The sequence below is a fragment of the Nonomuraea africana genome, assembly GCF_014873535.1.
GTDB classification, from domain to species: domain Bacteria; phylum Actinomycetota; class Actinomycetes; order Streptosporangiales; family Streptosporangiaceae; genus Nonomuraea; species Nonomuraea africana.
In genome coordinates, this window is sequence record NZ_JADBEF010000001.1 from 1310353 (window position 1) to 1327365 (window position 17013).

Sequence of the window (17013 nt, forward strand, 5' to 3'; positions counted from 1 at the left end):
CGTTCTCCTCAGTACATCAGCGACGGTTCGCGCACCGGCTCGACGGCCGGCGCCGGGGGCAGCTCGGGGCCCTTCCTGACGCTCCTGACCAGCAGGACGACCTCGGCCATTGCGAGCACGCCGTACAGGAGGGTGAAGAGGGTCAGCGACGTGGCCACCTCGGCCAGCGACACCCCCGGCGAGACGCTGGAGGCGGTCAGCAGCTCGCCCGCGACCGTCCACGGCTGGCGGCCGATCTCGCTCAGCAGCCAGCCGGCGGTCACCGCGAGCAGCGGCAGCGGCAGGGCCAGCACCAGCGCCTTGGCGTACCAGGGCGGCACCTGCCTGCGCCTACGGGTCAGCCAGAGGCCCAGCACCGACAGGCCCACCGTCGACAGGCCGAAGACGATCATCACCCGGTAGGACCAGAAGACGACCTCCTGGTTCGGCCGGTAGTCGCCGGGGCCGAACTTCTCCTCCAGCCTGCGCTGGATGTCCTCGGTGCCCTGAACGGTGGCGTCGAAGTCGTTGGCGGACAGGAAGCTCAGCAGCTTGGGGATCTCGATACCCGGCAGCACGTGGAACGGCGCGCCCTTGGTGTCGTGCGTCAGGCCCTCGGCGGCGGCCAGCTTCATCGGCTGCTGCTCGTACATCAGCTTGCCCGACATGTCACCCGTGCCCGCGACGACGGCCCCCGCGATCGCCGTCATGACCAGCGCGCCGCGCAGCGGGCTCCGGAAGGCGGTGTCTCCCTTGAGCAGCCGGTGGCCGCTGACCGCGAGCACGAACCCGCCCGCCACGATGAAGCTGGCGGCGATCACGTGCGGCACCTGGGCCAGCGCGGTGGAGTTGGTCAGCACCGCCCACAGGTCGGTCATCCTGGCCCGGCCGTCCACGACCTCGTAGCCCACCGGGTGCTTCATCCAGGCGTTGGCGGCCAGGATGAAGTAGGCGGACAGGTTCGAGCCGATCACCGCCGCCCAGATGGTGGCCAGGTGCACCCGCTTCGGCAGCTTGTCCCAGCCGAAGATCCACAAACCCAGGAACGTCGACTCCATGAAGAAGGCGAGCAGCGCCTCCAGCGCCAGCGGGGCGCCGAAGACGTCGCCCACGAACACGGAGTACTCGCTCCAGTTCATGCCGAACTGGAACTCCTGCACGATGCCCGTCACCACGCCCATCGCGAAGTTGATCAGGAAGAGCTTCCCGAAGAACTTCGTCAGGCGCAGGTAGTACTCCTTGCCCGTGCGGTGCCAGGCGGTCTGCAGTCCGGCCACGAAGACGCCGAGGCCGATCGTCAGCGGTACGAAAAGGAAGTGGTACACGGTGGTCACACCGAACTGCCACCGCGCAAGGTCTAGTGCTTCCATGATCCCCTCACGGGCTTGGAGCTCTACAGCTTGTAGTTCTACTAAAAGTAGTACTACGGCTTGTAGAGCAATGCGACGGGGAGGCGCTGCGATCTTCGTCACAGACGTGCTCAAGGGGTGCGAGGCCGCACACCTCGCACCCCTTGAGGTCTCCCGGTCACCCCCCGGCTCCCGGTCCTGTCGCCCCCTGGAGACAACGATGGCGGGCGGGCGGCCCTTCGCGCGTCACCCGCGCGGCGGATTCCCGGCTACTTCGCCCGGCGGAGGGCCGCCTTCAGATAGGCGTCGAGGTTGCCGAGCTCGAAGCCGCGGCGCTTGATCTTGCTGACCAGGATCCTGAAGTCCCTGGCGAGGTTGGGCCTGAAGTGCAGCAGCAGGATGTCGCCAGGGCGCAGCCTCTTGTCGGGCACCTGGTAGGCGATCTTGCCGCCCGGCTGGACGGTCGCCGTCCACAGCAGCAGCGCCTGGAGGCCGCAGGCCTTGGCGGCGCGCTGGGTGTCGGTGTTGTAGGTGCCGAACGGCGGCCTGAACAGCGTGGGCCTGACCCCGACCTCCTTGCCGATCAGCCTGGAGGAGCCGCACAGCTCCGCCTTCTGCGCGTCGTAGCCGAGCGTGCGCAGGTTGGGGTGGGTCAGCGTGTGGTTCTCGATCGGCACGCCCGCGTCGCGCAGCAGGCGGACGTAACCCCATTTGCCACGGCCGACGAAGCGGCCCTGGCCGCCCGCGGGGTCGGGCGCGCCGATCGCCTCGACGGCGTCGCGCATGACGAAGGCGGTGATCGGGATGCGCTGGTCGCGCACCTGACGGACGAAGCCGGGGTCCTGCTCCCAGCCGTCGTCGATGGTCAGGAACACCACCTTGCGCCTGGTGGGGATGGAGCTGATCACCGGCGGCAGGGAGCCGCTCGAGGGGATCCGCCCCACCTCGCCGGGCCTCGGCGTCGCGCCGGGCGGGCCGAGCTCCTCCGGGGACGGCTGGGGCCGTGCTCCTGCGGTGGGCGCCGAGGCGGTGCCCGGCGCGGTGCCCTGCCCCGCCGTACAGGCGGCGAGCAGCGCCACCGCCGTGATGCCCGCGCCCGCCCGCGCCAGGCGCGCTCCCCCGGATCGCCCCGTGATCATGGGACCCCATCCTGCCATGCGCAAGGTCACATTCTCGGCGTGAGTTGCCATGAGGACGAGGCGGGTGGCTGCCTAGAGTGGCCATGTGAAGGTCGCAGGCAGTGCGGTGCTCGGCATCGACAGAGATCGTGTGTGGGACGCCCTCCAAGACCCGGCGGTGCTGGTGCGCACCATCCCGGGCTGCGAGCGCCTGGAGGAGACGGGGCCCGGCACCTACCGGATGACGGTCAGCGCGGGGGTGGCCGCCATCAAGGGCGTCTACCAGGGGGAGGTGGCGCTGTCGGAGCCGCTGCCGCCCGAGCGCTTCGTGCTGAAGGCGCGGGGGCAGGGCGCGCCGGGCACGGTCGAGGCCACCGTGGAGGTACGGCTGGCGGACGTCGACGGCGGCACCAGGATCGACTACGACGCCGAGGCGGTGGTCGGCGGGATGATCGGCGGGGTGGGGCAGCGGATGCTCGGCTCGGTCGCCAAGCGGACGGCGGGCGACTTCTTCACCGCGATCGAGTCCCACCTGACCTCGGCGGCTCCCGCTGTGGGCGCGCTGTCTCCAGCGGCCGCCGAACCCGCAGAAGCGGCCGGGCAGGCGGCGGCCCCGGCTCTCTCCGGCACAGGCGCGGCTCCGGTTCTCTCCGGCTCCGGGGCCACCTCGGCGCCCTCCGGCGCGGGGCAGGTCTTCGAACGGCCACATCCCGCGAAGGAGCACACCCAGACCCGCCCGTGGGTCATGCTCGCCGCCTTCGGGATGGGCGCGGGCATCGCCCTCGGCAGCGCCGCGATCGGCTGGGTCCTCGGCAGAGCGGGCCGCCGCTAGACGGTCACGCGCTCGGCGGGGTGCGCCAGCGGCTCTCGACCGACACCTCGCGTACGGCGGGCCAGGTGCGCTCCAGCTCGTGCGCCAGCACCGTCGTGAGCTCCTTGACGTCGGCGGCGGCCGTCGCGTGCATCGCCTCGGCCACGATCAAAACGGCGTCCGTCGTGTCCCTGACGGCGGAGTGGCCGCTCTGCCTGTTCGTCCAGCGGCGCGCGTGCGCCCGCCGCTCCGCGTCGGCGAAGATCACCTCGCCGGGGTCGGGCCGCTCGACCTCGCCGCCGAAGGTCACGTAGGTCTCGTCGCCGTCCGCGTGGCGGACCTCCAGGCTCCGCGAGACGTACGCGAGGTCGAAGACGCCCACCGGGATGGCGTAGGCCAGCGAGATCGCGTTGCACAGGTCGATCAGCGGATGGATGCGCGGCAGCGCGCCCTCCTTCCTGAAGCGCCGCAGCAGCGACTCCGACGCGCACCGGTACTGGGTCGGCTTCAGCCCCATCTTCGAGAAGGCCCGCCGCCAGGCCTGGATCTCGGGCAGGTCCGCCTCCGTGCCCGCCGCGAGGCGCTCCTTGGCGACGGCGGTGAACCGGTCCAGGTCGGGAACCGCGTCGGGGGTGATCCCCCGAGCGAAGACCACTCCGGCCGCGAGCTCGGGGAAGTCGGACCTGATCTGGGGCGAGTGCTGGAAGTGCATGGGGTTCCTCGATGTCGGCGAACGTTCACCGGTCAGCCTCTCGCCACAATGGCCTGATGAACAGGTCCAAACAGGCGGCTTCTGACAGGTCCATAACGGCGGGCTCCGACTTCCTCCAACTGGACGCCCGCGAGGCCTCCGGCGGCGGCCTGTCCGACTGGCTGGCCGGACGGCTCAGGCTCGCCATGGCCGACGGCCGCCTCCCCATGGGCAGCAGGCTTCCCGCGACGCGGGTGCTCGCGGAGGAGCTGGGCGTCTCGCGCGGCGTGGTCACCGAGGCGTACCGGCGGCTGGCGGAGGAGGGCCACGTCGCCGGACGGGGGAGGGCGGGAACGGTCGTCGTCGCCGTGCCCGCGACGCCGTCCGGGCCGGTCGCCCCGCAAAGCGTGACGACGCCTGGCGAGGTGTTCGCCGGCGAGCCGCGGCTCGACGTCTTCGACGAGCTGCGCGCGGCGCCCGCCCGCATCGACCTGTCGCCGGGCCTGCCCGACCTGGCCGCCTTCCCCCGTGCGGCCTGGCTGCGGGCCGAACGCTCGGTGCTCACCCACCTGTCGGCGGCCGACCTCGGCTACGGCGATCCCAGGGGCGCGCCCGCCCTGCGCGCGGCCGTCGCCCGGTGGCTGGCGCGCAACAGGGGTATCGGCGCGGACCCCGGCGAGGTGATCATCGTCTCGGGTACGGCACAGGCGCTCGCCCTGCTGGCCCGCGTCCTGGGCAGGGAGGGGATCGACGAGGTGGCGGTGGAGGAGCCCGGCTCGCTCGGCGCCCGCCAGCACCTGAACGACGCGGGCGTGCGCACGCCGCCCGTGACCGTCGACGCGGAGGGCGTGCGGGTGGACGAACTGCGCGCGCTCGGCTCTCCCGCCGTCCTGCTGACCCCGGCCCACCAGTTCCCGACCGGGGTGGTGCTCGGCGGCGCGCGGCGGCGTGCGCTGCTGGACTGGGCGCGGCAGGGCGGGCTGGTGATCGAGGACGACTACGACGCCGAGCACCGCTACGACCGCGCGCCGGTGCCCGCCGTCCGGTCGGTGCTCGCCGACCGGGTCTGCTACGCGGGCAGCGTCTCCAAGCTGCTGGCCCCCGCGCTGCGGGTGGGCTGGCTGCTGGCGCCGTCGCGGCTGATGGACGCGCTCGTCGACGCCAAGCGCTTCGCCGACCTCGGCAACGCCGTACTGCCGCAGCTGGTGCTGGCCGCGCTCATGGACAGCGGCGAGCTGGAGCGGCACCTGCGCCTGCTGCGCACCCGCCACCGGCGGCGCAGGGACGCCATGATCGGCGCGATCGGCAGGCTGCTGCCCGGCGCGGTCGTGCACGGGGCCGCCGCGGGGCTGCACCTGATGGTCACCTACGCGGCGGGACCCGCCGACACGGACCTCGCGGCGGCCGCGCTGGCCCGCGGCGTGAAGGTCCAGCCGCTGTCGTGGCACACCCGGCGTCCCGGCCCGCAGGGGTTGGTCATGGGCTATGCCGCGCGGACGCCCGCGGAGATCGGCGAGGGGGTGGCGATCCTGGGCGATCTCCTGCGGCACTAGACAGGCAACCAAATGGTTGCCTATTCTGGCGGCGTGGACGCGGTGTTCAAGGCGCTGGCCGACGCGAGCCGGAGGAGACTGCTCGACCGGCTCAACGAGCGAAACGGCCAGACCCTGCTGGAGCTGACCGAGGGGCTCGGCATGAGCAGGCAGGCCGTGAGCAAACACCTGGCGATGCTGGAGGCCGCCAACCTGGTCTCCGCCGTACGGCAGGGCAGGGAGAAGCTGCACTACCTCAACCCGGTGCCCATCCACGAGATCGCCGACCGCTGGATCGGCCGCTACGAGCGGGGCCGGCTGTCCGTCCTCGCCCACCTGAAGCAATCACTGGAGGCAACGCCCATGAGCAAGCCCGAGTTCGTCTACGTCACCTACATCCAGACCACAGCGGAGAAGCTCTACCAGGCGCTCACCGACCCCGAGCTCATCAAGGTCTACATGGGTGGCATGGGCCCCGAGTCGACGTGGGAGGTGGGCTCGCCGGTGCGCTGGAAGTCCTCCCCCGACGGGGAGTTCGAGGAGCTGGGGCAGCGGGTGCTGGAGGCCGAGCCGGGCAAGCGGCTGTCGTTCACGTGGCACACGCTGCAGCCGATGCACCGGGAACTGTTCGAGTCCGACGAGGCGTTCGCCGAGGCGCTCAAGGAGCGGTCGAGGGTGACCTTCGAGATCGAGCCGGCGGAGGTGCCGATCATGGGCATCAAGCTGACGATCATCCACGACGGCTTCGACAGCCCCGACAGCAAGATGCTGGAGGGCACCAGCGGCGGCTGGATCATGATCCTCTCGGCGCTGAAGACCTTCCTCGAGGGCGGCAAGCTCGTCGCCGACCAGTAGCCCGGACGACCAGCAGCCCGGGCTACCGGCCCGCGGACAACACCCGTGGGGACACGCCCCCGCCGGGACAGGCCCCGCTCGGCCGCCGATACCTCCCGGCACCAGCGGGGCGGCTTCCCGTGGGTGCGGTGATCCGGTCTGCCCCGTGATGCGCTCGGTCTGCTCGGGTCGCCTGGGATGGGTGTCGGTCGAGGGGGACGCTAGTCGCGTGCTCGGTGCCATAGTCGTTCGCCGTGGTCGATTCGGTCGGTCGGGGTGAGGCCCGCGCGCGAGGCGACGGCGGCGGAGGCGGTGTGGTCGGGGTGGATGTGCGCCACGACCACGCCGACGCCGCGCGCGAAGAGCCAGGCGACCAGGGTCCGCGCGGCCTCGGAGGCGTAGCCGCGTCCCTGCCAGCCCAGGCCGACGACCCAGGCGATCTCGGCTCTGCGGCCCTCGTCGCTGATCGTCGCCTGGACGTATCCGACCGCCCGCCCGTCGGCCACGCGGCGGATGATCCAGTTGTGCCACTCCTCGAGGCCGTCAGGGGAGCGGCCCGCGACCTGTCTCGCGTAGCGGGCGCGCAGGCCGTCGAGGGTGGGGGCGGAGCCGCCGGTGAACGTGTAGAGCTCCGCACCGGCCAGGACGCCCACCATCTCGTCGGAGTCGGCCACGGTCAGCGGGGTGAGGGCGATCAGGTCGTCGGTCATGCCGTCCATCATGCTGTGCCGTGATCCCCTTCTCCGCCCGGCACCCGCCGCCGGGCTCGTGATAGATAGGGGGACATGGGCAGACGGGCCGGGCGGCGCAGGCAGGACGTCCTCGAGGGAGCCGCGCGGGTCATCGCCGAGCGCGGCGCGGAGGCGACCAGGTTCGCCGACGTCGCGGAGGTGTCGGGCGTTCCGATCAGCACGCTGCAGTACTACTTCGGCAACCGCGAGGATCTCCTCGTCGCCGCCTTCCGCCACTCCGCCGCCACCGACCTGGCGTCGGTCAGGGAGGGGCTGCGCGGGACGCCGTGGGAGCGGCTGCTGCACATCGCCCGCCACGTCGCGGGCGAGGAGGGCGGCGGCTGGCGGGTGTGGGTCGAGTCGTGGCGGTGGGCCCTGCGCGACGTCGAGTGGCGGGGGGAGTTCCTGCGCGACTACGCCGCATGGCGGGAGCTGCTGGCCGAGGTGATCGGCGAGGGCATCGCCGACGGTAGTTTCGGCGCGGACGGTGATCCCGGCCGCCTGGCCAGCCAGGTCCTGGCGCTCCTCGACGGGCTCGGCATGCCGCTGGCCCTGGCCGATCCCGCGCTGAAGGATCCCGAAGTCCTCGCCGACGCCCTGCGCAGACTCCTGAACGCACGCCGGCCAGCCGCCGAGTGAGTGCGCGCTGAGCGGCCCGATCTGGGGCGGTTCGGGCCGGCGCGGTTTCCCCGAGGGTTTCGGGGAAACCGCCAGAGGTCGCCCGCCGTCAGGGGCAGCTGACACCGCTCGACGGGTTGGTGCAGAGGTCGAGGTCCGGTCCTCCGTCGTTGGTGTTGGTGCCGCTACCGCCGTCGAGGAAGTCGGTGCCGCTGCCGCCCTCCAGGGTGTCGTTGCCGGGTCCGCCGTCGAGGAAGTCGGTGCCGCTGCCGCCCTCCAGGGTGTCGTTGCCGGTTCCGCCGGACAGCCGGTCGTTGCCCGAGCCGCCCTCCAGGGTGTCGTCGCCGGTTCCGCCGATCATGCTGTCGTTGCCGGTTCCGCCGCACAGCAGGTCGTCGCCGCCGCGGCCGTCGATGACATCGCTGCCACCCAAGCCGAAGATCACATCGTTGCCCGGTGTGCCCACGAGGACCTCGGAGCGCTCAGTGCCCGTCAGGGTGGCTGTGGCCGTGTCGCACGTCGGCGTGGCCACCAGGGTCAGCCCGTCGGTTGGGATGTCGGCCCAGCCGTTGCCGCCCGGAACGTCCGCTCCGGCCGGTAGCGCGCTTCCGCCCATGGCCATCATCACGGTGGCCACCGCCAGGACGGCCGCCGCCCCCGCGGCTCGACGACTCTTCCGTCCGTTGTAGATCTCCACTGATTTGCTCCTTGCGTCTGGATGCGCGTACGCACGCAGGCATCCCCCAGGCCATGTCTCAAAGACCCCAAACGTTTTCTTGCATCTCATCAACACCAAGAACATCGCGTGTACCCTGAAGTGCGGAAACACCACCCACGTAGGCTGTGAGAGGTGACACGCAGGCGATGGTGCTGGGTGGCCGCGGGGGCGTTGCTGGTCACCGCGTGCGGCGCCGGCGACATGGTGACGACGACCGGTCGGATCGGCCCGTGGCCCACCGGCGCAAGCCCCGCGGCCGGCCCGCCGACGAAACCGGCGACCCCGACGAAACCCGCGACGCCGGGGACACCGCCCACACCGACGGCTCCTGGGGCGACGCTGTCGGCGGCGCCGCCGGCCCAGGCGCCGCCCTCGCTCACCCGCGCCCAGATCGACGGCGCCGTCGCCCGGCTCGACGGGGTCGTCCGCGACACGATGGCCAAGACCGGCGTGCCCGGCCTGTCGGTCGCCGTCGTCCACCGGGACCGTACGTTGTTCCTGAAGGGCTACGGTGTACGGCGCGTGGGCGACCCGCGGCCCGTCGGCCCCGACACCGTCTTCCAGCTCGCCTCACTCTCCAAGCCCCTGGCCTCGACCGTGGTCGCGGGTGTCGTGGGCGAGAAGACCGTCGCCTGGGACGACCCCGTGGTGGAGCACGACCCGGGCTTCGCGCTCAAGGACCCGTGGGTGAGCGGGCACGTCACCCTGGCCGACCTGTTCGCCCACCGCAGCGGGCTGCCCGACCACGCGGGCGACCTGCTCGAAGACCTCGGATACGGCAGGCCGTACATCGTCAGGCACCTGCGCCGCGAGCCGCTGGGGCCCTTCCGCGCGAGCTACGCGTACACCAACTTCGGGCTCACGGCGGCGGCGGAGGCGGTGGCGAAGGCCCGCGGCGTCACCTGGGAGGACCTGTCGGCCCAGGTGCTGTACCGGCCGCTGGGCATGACGTCCACCAGCTCGCTCTTCTCCGACTACGCCAAGGCGTCCGACCGGGCCGTCCTCCACGTCAAGGCGGACGGCCGCTGGGAGGCCAGGTACACCCGCGATCCCCAGGCGCAGGCCCCGGCGGGCGGCGCCAGCTCCACGGCCCGCGACCTGGTCTCCTGGATGCGGCTGCAGCTCGCCAACGGGAGGTTCGACGGCAGGACGGTCATCGATCCGGCCGCCCTCGGCCAGACCCACCTGCCGCAGATCGTCTCCGTCCCGCCCCGGGCACCGTACGGCGAGGCGGGCTTCTACGGGCTCGGCTGGAACGTGAACGACGACGAGCGGGGACGGCTGAGGCTCAGCCACTCGGGCGCGTTCGACCTGGGTGCGGCCACCGCGGTGACGCTGCTGCCGACCGAGGGGCTCGGCATCGTGGTCCTCACCAACGGCGAACCCGTGGGCGTGCCGGAAACCGTGTCCGCGGCCTTCTTCGACATCGCCGAGCACGGCAGGCAGACGGTCGACTGGCTCAAGCTCATCGGCGACGCGTTCGCGACCATGGAGGAGGGCGGCCGCTCGGCGATCGACTACGCCGAGCCGCCCGCGGATGTCAGGCAGGCGCGTCCGGTCGAGGCCTACGTGGGAACGTACGACAACTCCTACTACGGGCCGATGCGGGTGACCGCCGGTCCGGACGGCGGGTTGGTGATGCGCCTCGGCCCCAGGGACATGGCGTTCCCGCTGCGCCACTACGACGGCGACACGTTCAGCTACGTCACGCGGGGGGAGAACGCGGTGGGCCTGTCCGGCGTCCGGTTCACCGTGCGGGAGGCGCGGCGGGCCACCGCGGTGACCGTCGAGCACCTCAACCAGAACAGCCTCGGCACCTTCACCCGCCGCCCCTGAACCCCGCAGTCCCTGGACCTGTGACCGCTGAACTCCCGCCGCTGATCCCTGGCCTCGTCTTCTGGGCCCCGGCTCCTGAAACCCTGGCTCCTCAGCCCCTGAACCCCCGGCCGGTTGGCGTGCTGTGGGGAAACGCCGGGAAGGCGGCGTTGGAGGGCGGTCCGCGCAGGACCGCCCCTGCGGCATCTGTCCCGTCGAGTCACGGAAGGCGTAGTTCGGCGAAGACAGCGCGGTGGTCGGTGCGGGGGACGTCGCGCACCTCCACCCGGGCCACCCCCACCCGCCGATCCGCCAGCACGTGGTCGATGGTGACCAGCGGCGGAAGCAGCCGCCCGTGCGGCCAGGTAGGCGTCAGCCCCACGCCCGCCGCCTCCGCGGCGTCGACGTACCCCTTGGCCAGCAGGTCCCGCATCGCCCGGTGGTCGAGGCTGGCGTTGAAGTCCCCGGCCAGCACGCGCACCACGTCGGGGGACGGCGGCGGCATCGCCGCCAGCGACGCGTTCCATTCGGCCGCCATCGACCCCAGCGGCGGGTTCGGGTGAATCGCCACCACCTGTGCCTGGACGCCCGAAGGCAGCGTCACGGTGGCCGCGGGCATGTTGTGCCCGATCGGGGTGAACAGCCCTTTCAGCTCGGTCAGCGGATGCTTGGCGAACAGCCCGCTGCCCGTCGCGCCCCTCGCGGGTTGCAGCACCCTGTGCGGCATGAGCGTGTCCAGCCCCGCCGCGTCGAGCCGCCTGACCGTCTCGGGTCCCAGCTCAAGGGCGCTGAACACGTCCGGGTCGAGCTCGCGTACCAGCGAGACCACCGCCTGCGCGTCCGCCCTGGAGAACAGGTTGATCGACAGCACCTTCAGCACCGGCCCCCGCGCGGTCGGCGGCTCGGCGAAGGCGCGCGGCAGCACGGCCGCGGCCAGCGCCACGCACGCCGCCAGCGCCAGGACGGCGGCGGCCCTCCTGCGGAGGGCCAGGGTCACCGCCGCGACCGCGCCGGCCACCAGCGCGTACGGCGTGAGCGTCATCAACTGGGTCAGGAACGATCCATGTTCGAGCCCGAAGACCCTGACCACGGCCCAGGCGGCGAACACCGCCGCCACCAGCCACGACATCCGCCGTCTGCGCGCCCGGCGCGTCGTCGGCCCGGTCACCCGCTGACTCTTCTCGGTGGCGATCACGCGAACCCCTTGCGTCGGCTTGTCCAGGGGACAGGCTGGGGGACGGAAATGAAAGGCGGATGAACCGCCGCGCGAGGGGAACGCTCAACCCCATGCACATCGATCTCGCGGGGAAGACCGCCCTGGTCACCGGCTCGACGCAGGGGATCGGGGCGGCGATCGCGACGGGCCTGGCCAGGTCGGGCGCGCACGTCGCGGTCAACGGCAGGAGCCAGGCCTCCGTCGAGGCGAGCGCGGACCGGCTGCGCGGCGAGGTGGACGGCGCGCGCGTCACCCCCGTCGCGGCGGACCTGTCGACCGAGGACGGCGCCGCCAGGGTCGTGGACCTGCTGCCCGAGGTGGACATCCTGGTGAACAACCTCGGCATCTTCGGCGCCAAGCCGGCGCTGGAGATCACCGACGCGGAGTGGCGCAGGTACTTCGAGGTGAACGTGCTGGCCGCCGTCCGGCTCACCCGCGCCTACCTGCCCGGGATGATGGCCAGGTCCTGGGGACGCGTGCAGTACATCGCCAGCGACTCGGCGGTGGTCACGCCCGCCGAGATGATCCATTACGGCATGTCGAAGACCGCCCTGCTCGCCGTGTCCCGCGGATTCGCCAAGGAGGCGGCGGGCACGGGCGTCACCGTCAACTCGGTGATCGCCGGCCCGACCCACACGGGCGGCGTGGAGGACTTCGTGTACGAGCTGGTCGACAGGGCGCTGCCGTGGGAGGAGGCGCAGCGTGAGTTCATGCGCAGGCACCGGCCCCAGTCACTGCTGCAGCGCCTGATCGAGCCCGAGGAGATCGCGCACATGGTCGTCTACCTCAGCTCGCCGTACGCCTCGGGCACCACGGGCGGGGCGCTCCGCGTGGACGGCGGCTACGTGGACGCCATCCTGCCCTGACCGGACGCGGAGTTCGGATCGCCACTGCCGGGGTCGGCCACACAGGCACTTGGGAGGGTCTTCGCGTCGCCGTTGCCTCCCCTCCCTGTTCCCGCGGCCATCCTGAAGACGTCGGGAGAAAGGGGACTGCTCAGACGGGGCGACCGCCCTCCGGATCCGGTCACAGACATCGGGGGACCGTTCACCTGAACACCATTCGTTCGTCACCGGCCCTGGTGGTGGCAGGGGGCCTTCCTGCGCTGTGGAGGGCCCGGTCCGGGGGTGGCGGGTCGTGCTCGTCGGGCTAGCGGGAGGTGCGGGAGACGGCTGGTTGCTGCTGGGTGATGCAGTGGATGCCGCCGCCGCCGGCGAAGATCTCCCTCGCGTCCACCAGCTCGACCGTGCGGGCGGGGAAGAGCTTGGCGAACAGCGCGGCGGCCTCCTCGTCGCGCGGGTCGTCGAAGGCGCACAGCACGACCGCGTCGTTGGCCAGGTAGTGGTTGATGTAGGAGTAGTCGACCGGCTCGCCGTCCACCTCGGTGACCGTGGGCGCGGGCACCTCGATGACCTCCAGCGCCCGCCCCCTCGCGTCGGTGAACGAGCGCAGCAGGGCGATGTTCTCCAGGCAGACCTCGTGGTCGGGGTGGGAGGGGTCGGGCTGGCTGTGGGCGACGACCAGGCCGGGGCGGACGAAGGCGGCGAAGACGTCGATGTGGCCGCGCGTGCCGTACGGGCCGTAGTCGGCGGTGAGGCCGCGCGGCATCCACAGGCACTTCTCGGCGCCGATGAAGCCCCGCAGCTCGGCCTCCACCTGCTCGCGGGTCCAGCCGGGGTTGCGGAACGGGTCGAGCTGGACGGTCTCCGTCAGCAGCACCGTGCCCTCGCCGTCCACGTGGATGCCGCCGCCCTCGTTGACCAGCGCCGAGCTGTACGGCGTCGCCCCCGCCAGCTCCGAGACGATCGCGCCCACCTTGGAGTCGTTCGCCCAGCGGGCGAAGCTCTGCTGGCCCCAGCCGTTGAAGACCCAGTTCGCCGTCGCGAGGCCGCCCCTGCCGTCCACGAGGAAGGTGGGGCCGCTGTCGCGCAGCCACGCGTCGTCGAGTGGCTGCTCGACCACGGTGATGCCGGGGTCGAGGTAGGAGCGGGCGTCGGCGCTCTCACCGGTGTTGGCGATCATCACGACCGGCTCGTACCGGGCGATCGTGTTGGCCACCTGGCCCCACGTCCTGCGTGCGGCCTCGAGGTCGGTGAAGGTCGGGTTGGGGGTGGGGAAGGCCATCCACGTGCGGGAATGCGGCTCCCACTCCGCCGGCATGCGGAAACCGTGGTCTGCGGGGGTCATGAAAGGCTCCTAGCGGGAACCGCGAAGCGCGGGTGTCGTGAAGGTTGGCGGGTCAGAGGAAGTACAGGCGGCTCAGCGGCACCGACGAGACGGGCTCGGCGCCGATCGGCCGGTCGTCGAGCGTCACCTGGCCGGTGCGCGGGTCCACCCGCACCTGGCCGAGGCGGTCGTTGCGCACCAGCGAGGCGGGGCCGATCCCGCGCGTCCCGCGCACGGGCACCTGGCGGCGTCTGGTCGGCAGGGCCTGGGAGACACCGCTCACGAAGGCGAGCGAGAGCTCGGCGGGGGTGGCGCCGTGGCCGCCGAACTGCGGGCCGTACACCAGGGGCTGGCAGCCGTCGGTCGAGGCGTTCGGGTCGCCGGTGACGCCCCAGGCAGGGAAGCCCGCCTTGAGCACCAGCCACGGCTTGGCGCCGAACGAGGCGGGATCCCACAGCACGATGTCGGCCAGCTTGCCGACCTCGATCGAGCCGACCTCGTGCGAGAGGCCGTGCGCGATCGCCGGGTTGATGGTCAGCTTGGCGATGTAGCGCAGCACCCGTGCGTTGTCGGGCCCCTCGATGGCGAACCGGGACGCCAGCTGGAAGGTGCGCCTGAAGGTCTCGCCTGCCCGGCCCATGCCCTGCGCGTCGGAGGAGGTGATGCCGATGACGCCGAGGTCGTGCAGCACGTTCTCGGCGCCCATCGTGCCGGCCCTGATCCGGTCGCGGGCGATCACCTGGTCGCTGGGCAGGTCGGGCTTGAGCCCGTGCGCCGCGACGATCATGTCGTAGTGCTCGCCGAGCGCGTCGCGGCCGAACGGCAGCGTCGGGTTGGTGGAGGAGCCGATGACGTTGGGGACGCCGGCCATGCGCAGCACGTTCGGCACGTGGCCGCCGCCGCAGCCCTCGATGTGGAAGGCGTGGATGGTCCTGCCCTCGAGGACGGCGAGCGTGTCCTCCACCGACAGGCACTCGTTGAGCCCGTCGGTGTGCAGGGCCACCTGGACGTCGTGCTCCTCGGCCACCCGCAGCGCGGTGTCGAGGGCCCTGGTGTGGGCCCCCATGTCCTCGTGCACCTTGAACCCGCACGCGCCGCCCTCGACCAGCGCCTCCACCAGCGGGTCCGGCGCCGACGACGAGCCGCGCGCCAGGAAGCCGATGTTGACGGGCCAGTCGTCGAAGGCGGCGAAGGCGTTGCGCAGCGCCCACGGCGAGTTCACGCCCACGCCCCACACGGGCCCGAACTCCTGGCCGATGATCGTGGTCACGCCGGAGGTCAGCGACGCCTCCATGATGCGCGGCGACATCAGGTGGACGTGCGTGTCGATGGCGCCGGCCGTGGCGATCAGCCCCTCGCCGGAGACGATCGTGGTGCCGGTGCCGACCACCACGTCCACGCCGTCGAGCGTGTCGGGGTTGCCGGCGCGGCCGATCGCGTGGATGCGCCCCTCGCGCACCCCGATCGAGACCTTCCTGATGCCCAGCATCGCGTCGATCACCAGCACGTTGCTGATCACCAGGTCGCAGGTCTCGCGGATGGAGGCGGCCTTCAGGTGCAGGCCGTCGCGGGCGGTCTTGGCGAACCCGGCGAGGAACTCCTCGCCCGGCTGCTGCGAGTCGTGCTCCACCTCGACGACCAGGCCCGTGTCGCCGAGCCGTACCAGGTCGCCCTGACGAGGTCCGTGCACCCCGATGTAGTCGTGCACCTACGCCCCCTCGTATCCGCAGGCGCGCGCCCTGCGCAGCGCCTCGTCCTTCGCGCCGGGCGCGTCCAGCGGCCCGTCCACGAGTCCCGCGAAACCGATCACGGTACGGCCGCCGCCGATCGGCGCCAGCTCCACCTCCACCGTGGCCCCGGGGTCGAAGCGCACCGTGGCGCCCGCCGGGATGTTGAGGCGCATGCCGTACGCCTCCGCGCGGGGGAAGCGCAGCCGCGGATTGGACTCGAAGAAGTGGAAGTGCGAGGTGACGGAGACCGGCACCCGCGCGGTGTTCAGCACCCGCAGCCGCACCGAGCCGGGCGGCGGCGTCCAGTCGCCCGCCGACACGACGGCGCCCGGGGCGGCGTCGCCCATGGAGCCGCCGCCGAACGGGTCGGTGACGACCGCGAGCCGGCTCCCGTCGTCGAACACCGCCTCGACCGTCACCTGGGTCACGATGTCGGCGACTCCAGGCAGCACGTCCTCGGGGCCGAGCACCTGGCGTCCGGCCGCGATGGCCTCGGCCAGCCTCGCTCCGTCCCGCGCGGCCTCGCACACGGCGTCGGCGATCAGCGCGGTGGCCTCTGGCACGTTCAGGCGCAGCCCGCGGGCCCGCCTGGCGCGGGCCAGCTCGGCGGTGGTGAAGAGCAGGAGTCTGTCCCGCTCGGTCGGCGTCAAGCGCATCGGTGACCTCCTCAACGGCACCAGTGGAACATCCGCAGGTAGGAACCGCTGACGCGGGTGACCGTATCGTCATACAGGTTCTTCGTACAAGCTGTTGGGAAAGGATCTACGGGCGTAGCGTGGCTGTATGCGCGAGGCACACGCTGAAGACGCGAGGACAGAGGCCAGACGAGTCATCAACAATCTGCTCGGCGAGGAGCGGCCGACGGCCGCCACGCTGATCGCCCACGCGCGCGCCACGCTGGGCGACGAGCACGCCTCCCAGTGCCTGGACCTGGCTCTGGGCGCCTCACTGACCAGGCGGTCGGCGGAGCTGGCGTCCATCGCCGCACTCGTGGTCGGGGTGCGGGAGCTGGGCGGGGACTGGTGGGAGAAGGAACGCGGCGGCAAGCTGCCCGCCCCCGTGGAGGTGCTGCGGACCGCCGCGGCGATCGACCCCTGGACCGATCTGACCCTGCTGGAGATGCTGGCGGCCTGGATCGCCGACGACGCGGCCGACGCGTTGTGGGGCCCGGCGGTGGCGGAGGTCGATCTCAACTCCTGGCAGGCGGAGGACCGCATCGAGCTGCCCGAGTCGGCGCGGCCCGGCGAGCGCCTGGTCGTCCACTTCGACGCGGGGGGCAGGCTCGACGCCGTGGTGACCAGGCGTCCAGACGACGATCTCGGTTCCAACCTCGACTTCTCCTCCCTGCGCTACTCCAAGCCCGCCGAGGCCCAGTGGAGCTGGGGAGTGGCGGCCGGGCTCGGCCCCCACCGGCTGCCGGGCGAGGACCCCGACCCCTATGCCAGGGCGGTGCCCGAGGACGCGGTGCGCATCCTGCGGGAGTGGGCGCTGCGCCACGGCGCGACGCAGGAACAGCTGGGCGCGTCGTGGGCGAATGTCGGCGACGTGGTGGCCGCGATCGAGCGGGTCGACTGGATGTGGCGCAGCGCGGAGTGGTTCGGCTGGTGGCGGGGCGCCTCGGCGCTCGTTGACGACTCGGGCTATCTCCCGCACCGCTTGGAAGAACTCGCCGCAGGTTGAGTGTTACAGCAGGTCATGAAGGTAG

General features: G+C 72.0%; 16 protein-coding genes. 7 read left to right on the forward strand and 9 right to left on the reverse strand.

The genetic code is table 11. From position 1 onward, the window contains the following. Positions 1–8: 8 nt before the first annotated feature. Both H4W81_RS05990 and H4W81_RS05995 read right to left on the reverse strand, forming a co-directional pair. A complete protein-coding gene (locus H4W81_RS05990) occupies positions 9–1349 on the reverse strand; it encodes a cytochrome ubiquinol oxidase subunit I (protein WP_192773850.1) in 1341 nt (446 codons plus the stop codon). Positions 1350–1597: 248 nt separating this feature from the next. Continuing rightward, the gene (locus H4W81_RS05995) at positions 1598–2467 is read right to left on the reverse strand and encodes a polysaccharide deacetylase family protein (RefSeq protein ID WP_192773851.1); all 870 of its coding nucleotides are present in this window, start codon (positions 2465–2467) and stop codon (positions 1598–1600) included. Positions 2468–2552: 85 nt separating this feature from the next. Here H4W81_RS05995 and H4W81_RS06000 point away from each other — a divergent pair, with 85 nt between their 5' ends. Next, on the forward strand, positions 2553–3278 hold the full coding sequence (locus H4W81_RS06000) for an SRPBCC family protein (protein ID WP_192773852.1): 726 nt from the start codon (positions 2553–2555) through the stop codon (positions 3276–3278). Positions 3279–3282: 4 nt separating this feature from the next. On the opposite strand, the gene H4W81_RS06005 is transcribed toward H4W81_RS06000, so the two are convergent. Beyond that, positions 3283–3969 (reverse strand): B3/B4 domain-containing protein, encoded by a 687-nt coding sequence (locus tag H4W81_RS06005; RefSeq protein ID WP_192773853.1) that lies wholly within the window; start codon positions 3967–3969, stop codon positions 3283–3285. A 56-nt stretch (positions 3970–4025) separates the two neighbouring features. Here H4W81_RS06005 and pdxR point away from each other — a divergent pair, with 56 nt between their 5' ends. Both pdxR and H4W81_RS06015 read left to right on the forward strand, forming a co-directional pair. Beyond that, positions 4026–5501: a MocR-like pyridoxine biosynthesis transcription factor PdxR gene (gene pdxR, locus H4W81_RS06010; RefSeq protein ID WP_192773854.1), complete on the forward strand. Its 1476-nt coding sequence runs from the start codon at positions 4026–4028 to the stop codon at positions 5499–5501. 33 nt (positions 5502–5534) lie between these two features. Continuing rightward, complete coding sequence (locus H4W81_RS06015; RefSeq protein ID WP_192773855.1) at positions 5535–6335, forward strand: ArsR/SmtB family transcription factor; 801 nt, start codon at positions 5535–5537, stop codon at positions 6333–6335. A gap of 200 nt (positions 6336–6535) precedes the next feature. Here H4W81_RS06015 and H4W81_RS06020 read toward each other — a convergent pair whose 3' ends face one another. Then, a complete protein-coding gene (locus H4W81_RS06020; RefSeq protein WP_225958480.1) occupies positions 6536–7024 on the reverse strand; it encodes a GNAT family N-acetyltransferase in 489 nt (162 codons plus the stop codon). Positions 7025–7099: 75 nt separating this feature from the next. Here H4W81_RS06020 and H4W81_RS06025 point away from each other — a divergent pair, with 75 nt between their 5' ends. Next, complete coding sequence (locus tag H4W81_RS06025; RefSeq protein ID WP_192773857.1) at positions 7100–7684, forward strand: TetR/AcrR family transcriptional regulator; 585 nt, start codon at positions 7100–7102, stop codon at positions 7682–7684. An 88-nt stretch (positions 7685–7772) separates the two neighbouring features. Here H4W81_RS06025 and H4W81_RS46775 read toward each other — a convergent pair whose 3' ends face one another. Further along, entirely contained in the window at positions 7773–8360 is a 588-nt protein-coding gene (locus H4W81_RS46775) for a calcium-binding protein (RefSeq protein ID WP_318781547.1), read from the reverse strand. A gap of 153 nt (positions 8361–8513) precedes the next feature. Here H4W81_RS46775 and H4W81_RS06035 point away from each other — a divergent pair, with 153 nt between their 5' ends. Next, positions 8514–10217 carry a serine hydrolase gene (locus tag H4W81_RS06035; protein WP_318781548.1) on the forward strand — a complete coding sequence of 568 codons (1704 nt, stop codon included), beginning with the start codon at positions 8514–8516 and terminating at the stop codon, positions 10215–10217. A gap of 199 nt (positions 10218–10416) precedes the next feature. On the opposite strand, the gene H4W81_RS06040 is transcribed toward H4W81_RS06035, so the two are convergent. Further along, the gene (locus H4W81_RS06040) at positions 10417–11391 is read right to left on the reverse strand and encodes an endonuclease/exonuclease/phosphatase family protein (RefSeq protein WP_318781549.1); all 975 of its coding nucleotides are present in this window, start codon (positions 11389–11391) and stop codon (positions 10417–10419) included. Positions 11392–11483: 92 nt separating this feature from the next. Here H4W81_RS06040 and H4W81_RS06045 point away from each other — a divergent pair, with 92 nt between their 5' ends. Then, complete coding sequence (locus H4W81_RS06045; RefSeq protein ID WP_192773859.1) at positions 11484–12278, forward strand: SDR family NAD(P)-dependent oxidoreductase; 795 nt, start codon at positions 11484–11486, stop codon at positions 12276–12278. A gap of 283 nt (positions 12279–12561) precedes the next feature. Here the strand turns inward: H4W81_RS06045 and H4W81_RS06050 are convergent, their stop codons facing one another. From H4W81_RS06050 to ureA, 3 genes are read right to left on the reverse strand one after another with little or no spacing between them, the layout of a single operon-like run. After that, complete coding sequence (locus H4W81_RS06050) at positions 12562–13599, reverse strand: agmatine deiminase family protein (protein ID WP_192773860.1); 1038 nt, start codon at positions 13597–13599, stop codon at positions 12562–12564. Between the two features lie 52 nt (positions 13600–13651). Then, positions 13652–15286, reverse strand: coding sequence for an urease subunit alpha (locus H4W81_RS06055; RefSeq protein ID WP_192773861.1), 1635 nt, complete (start codon positions 15284–15286; stop codon positions 13652–13654). Then, positions 15287–15964, reverse strand: a complete 678-nt coding sequence (gene ureA / locus H4W81_RS06060) for an urease subunit gamma (protein ID WP_192773862.1) — start codon at positions 15962–15964, stop codon at positions 15287–15289. Between the two features lie 127 nt (positions 15965–16091). Between ureA and H4W81_RS06065 the strand changes: the two genes are divergently transcribed. Further along, positions 16092–16988, forward strand: coding sequence for a hypothetical protein (locus H4W81_RS06065; RefSeq protein ID WP_192773863.1), 897 nt, complete (start codon positions 16092–16094; stop codon positions 16986–16988). Positions 16989–17013: the final 25 nt, after the last annotated feature.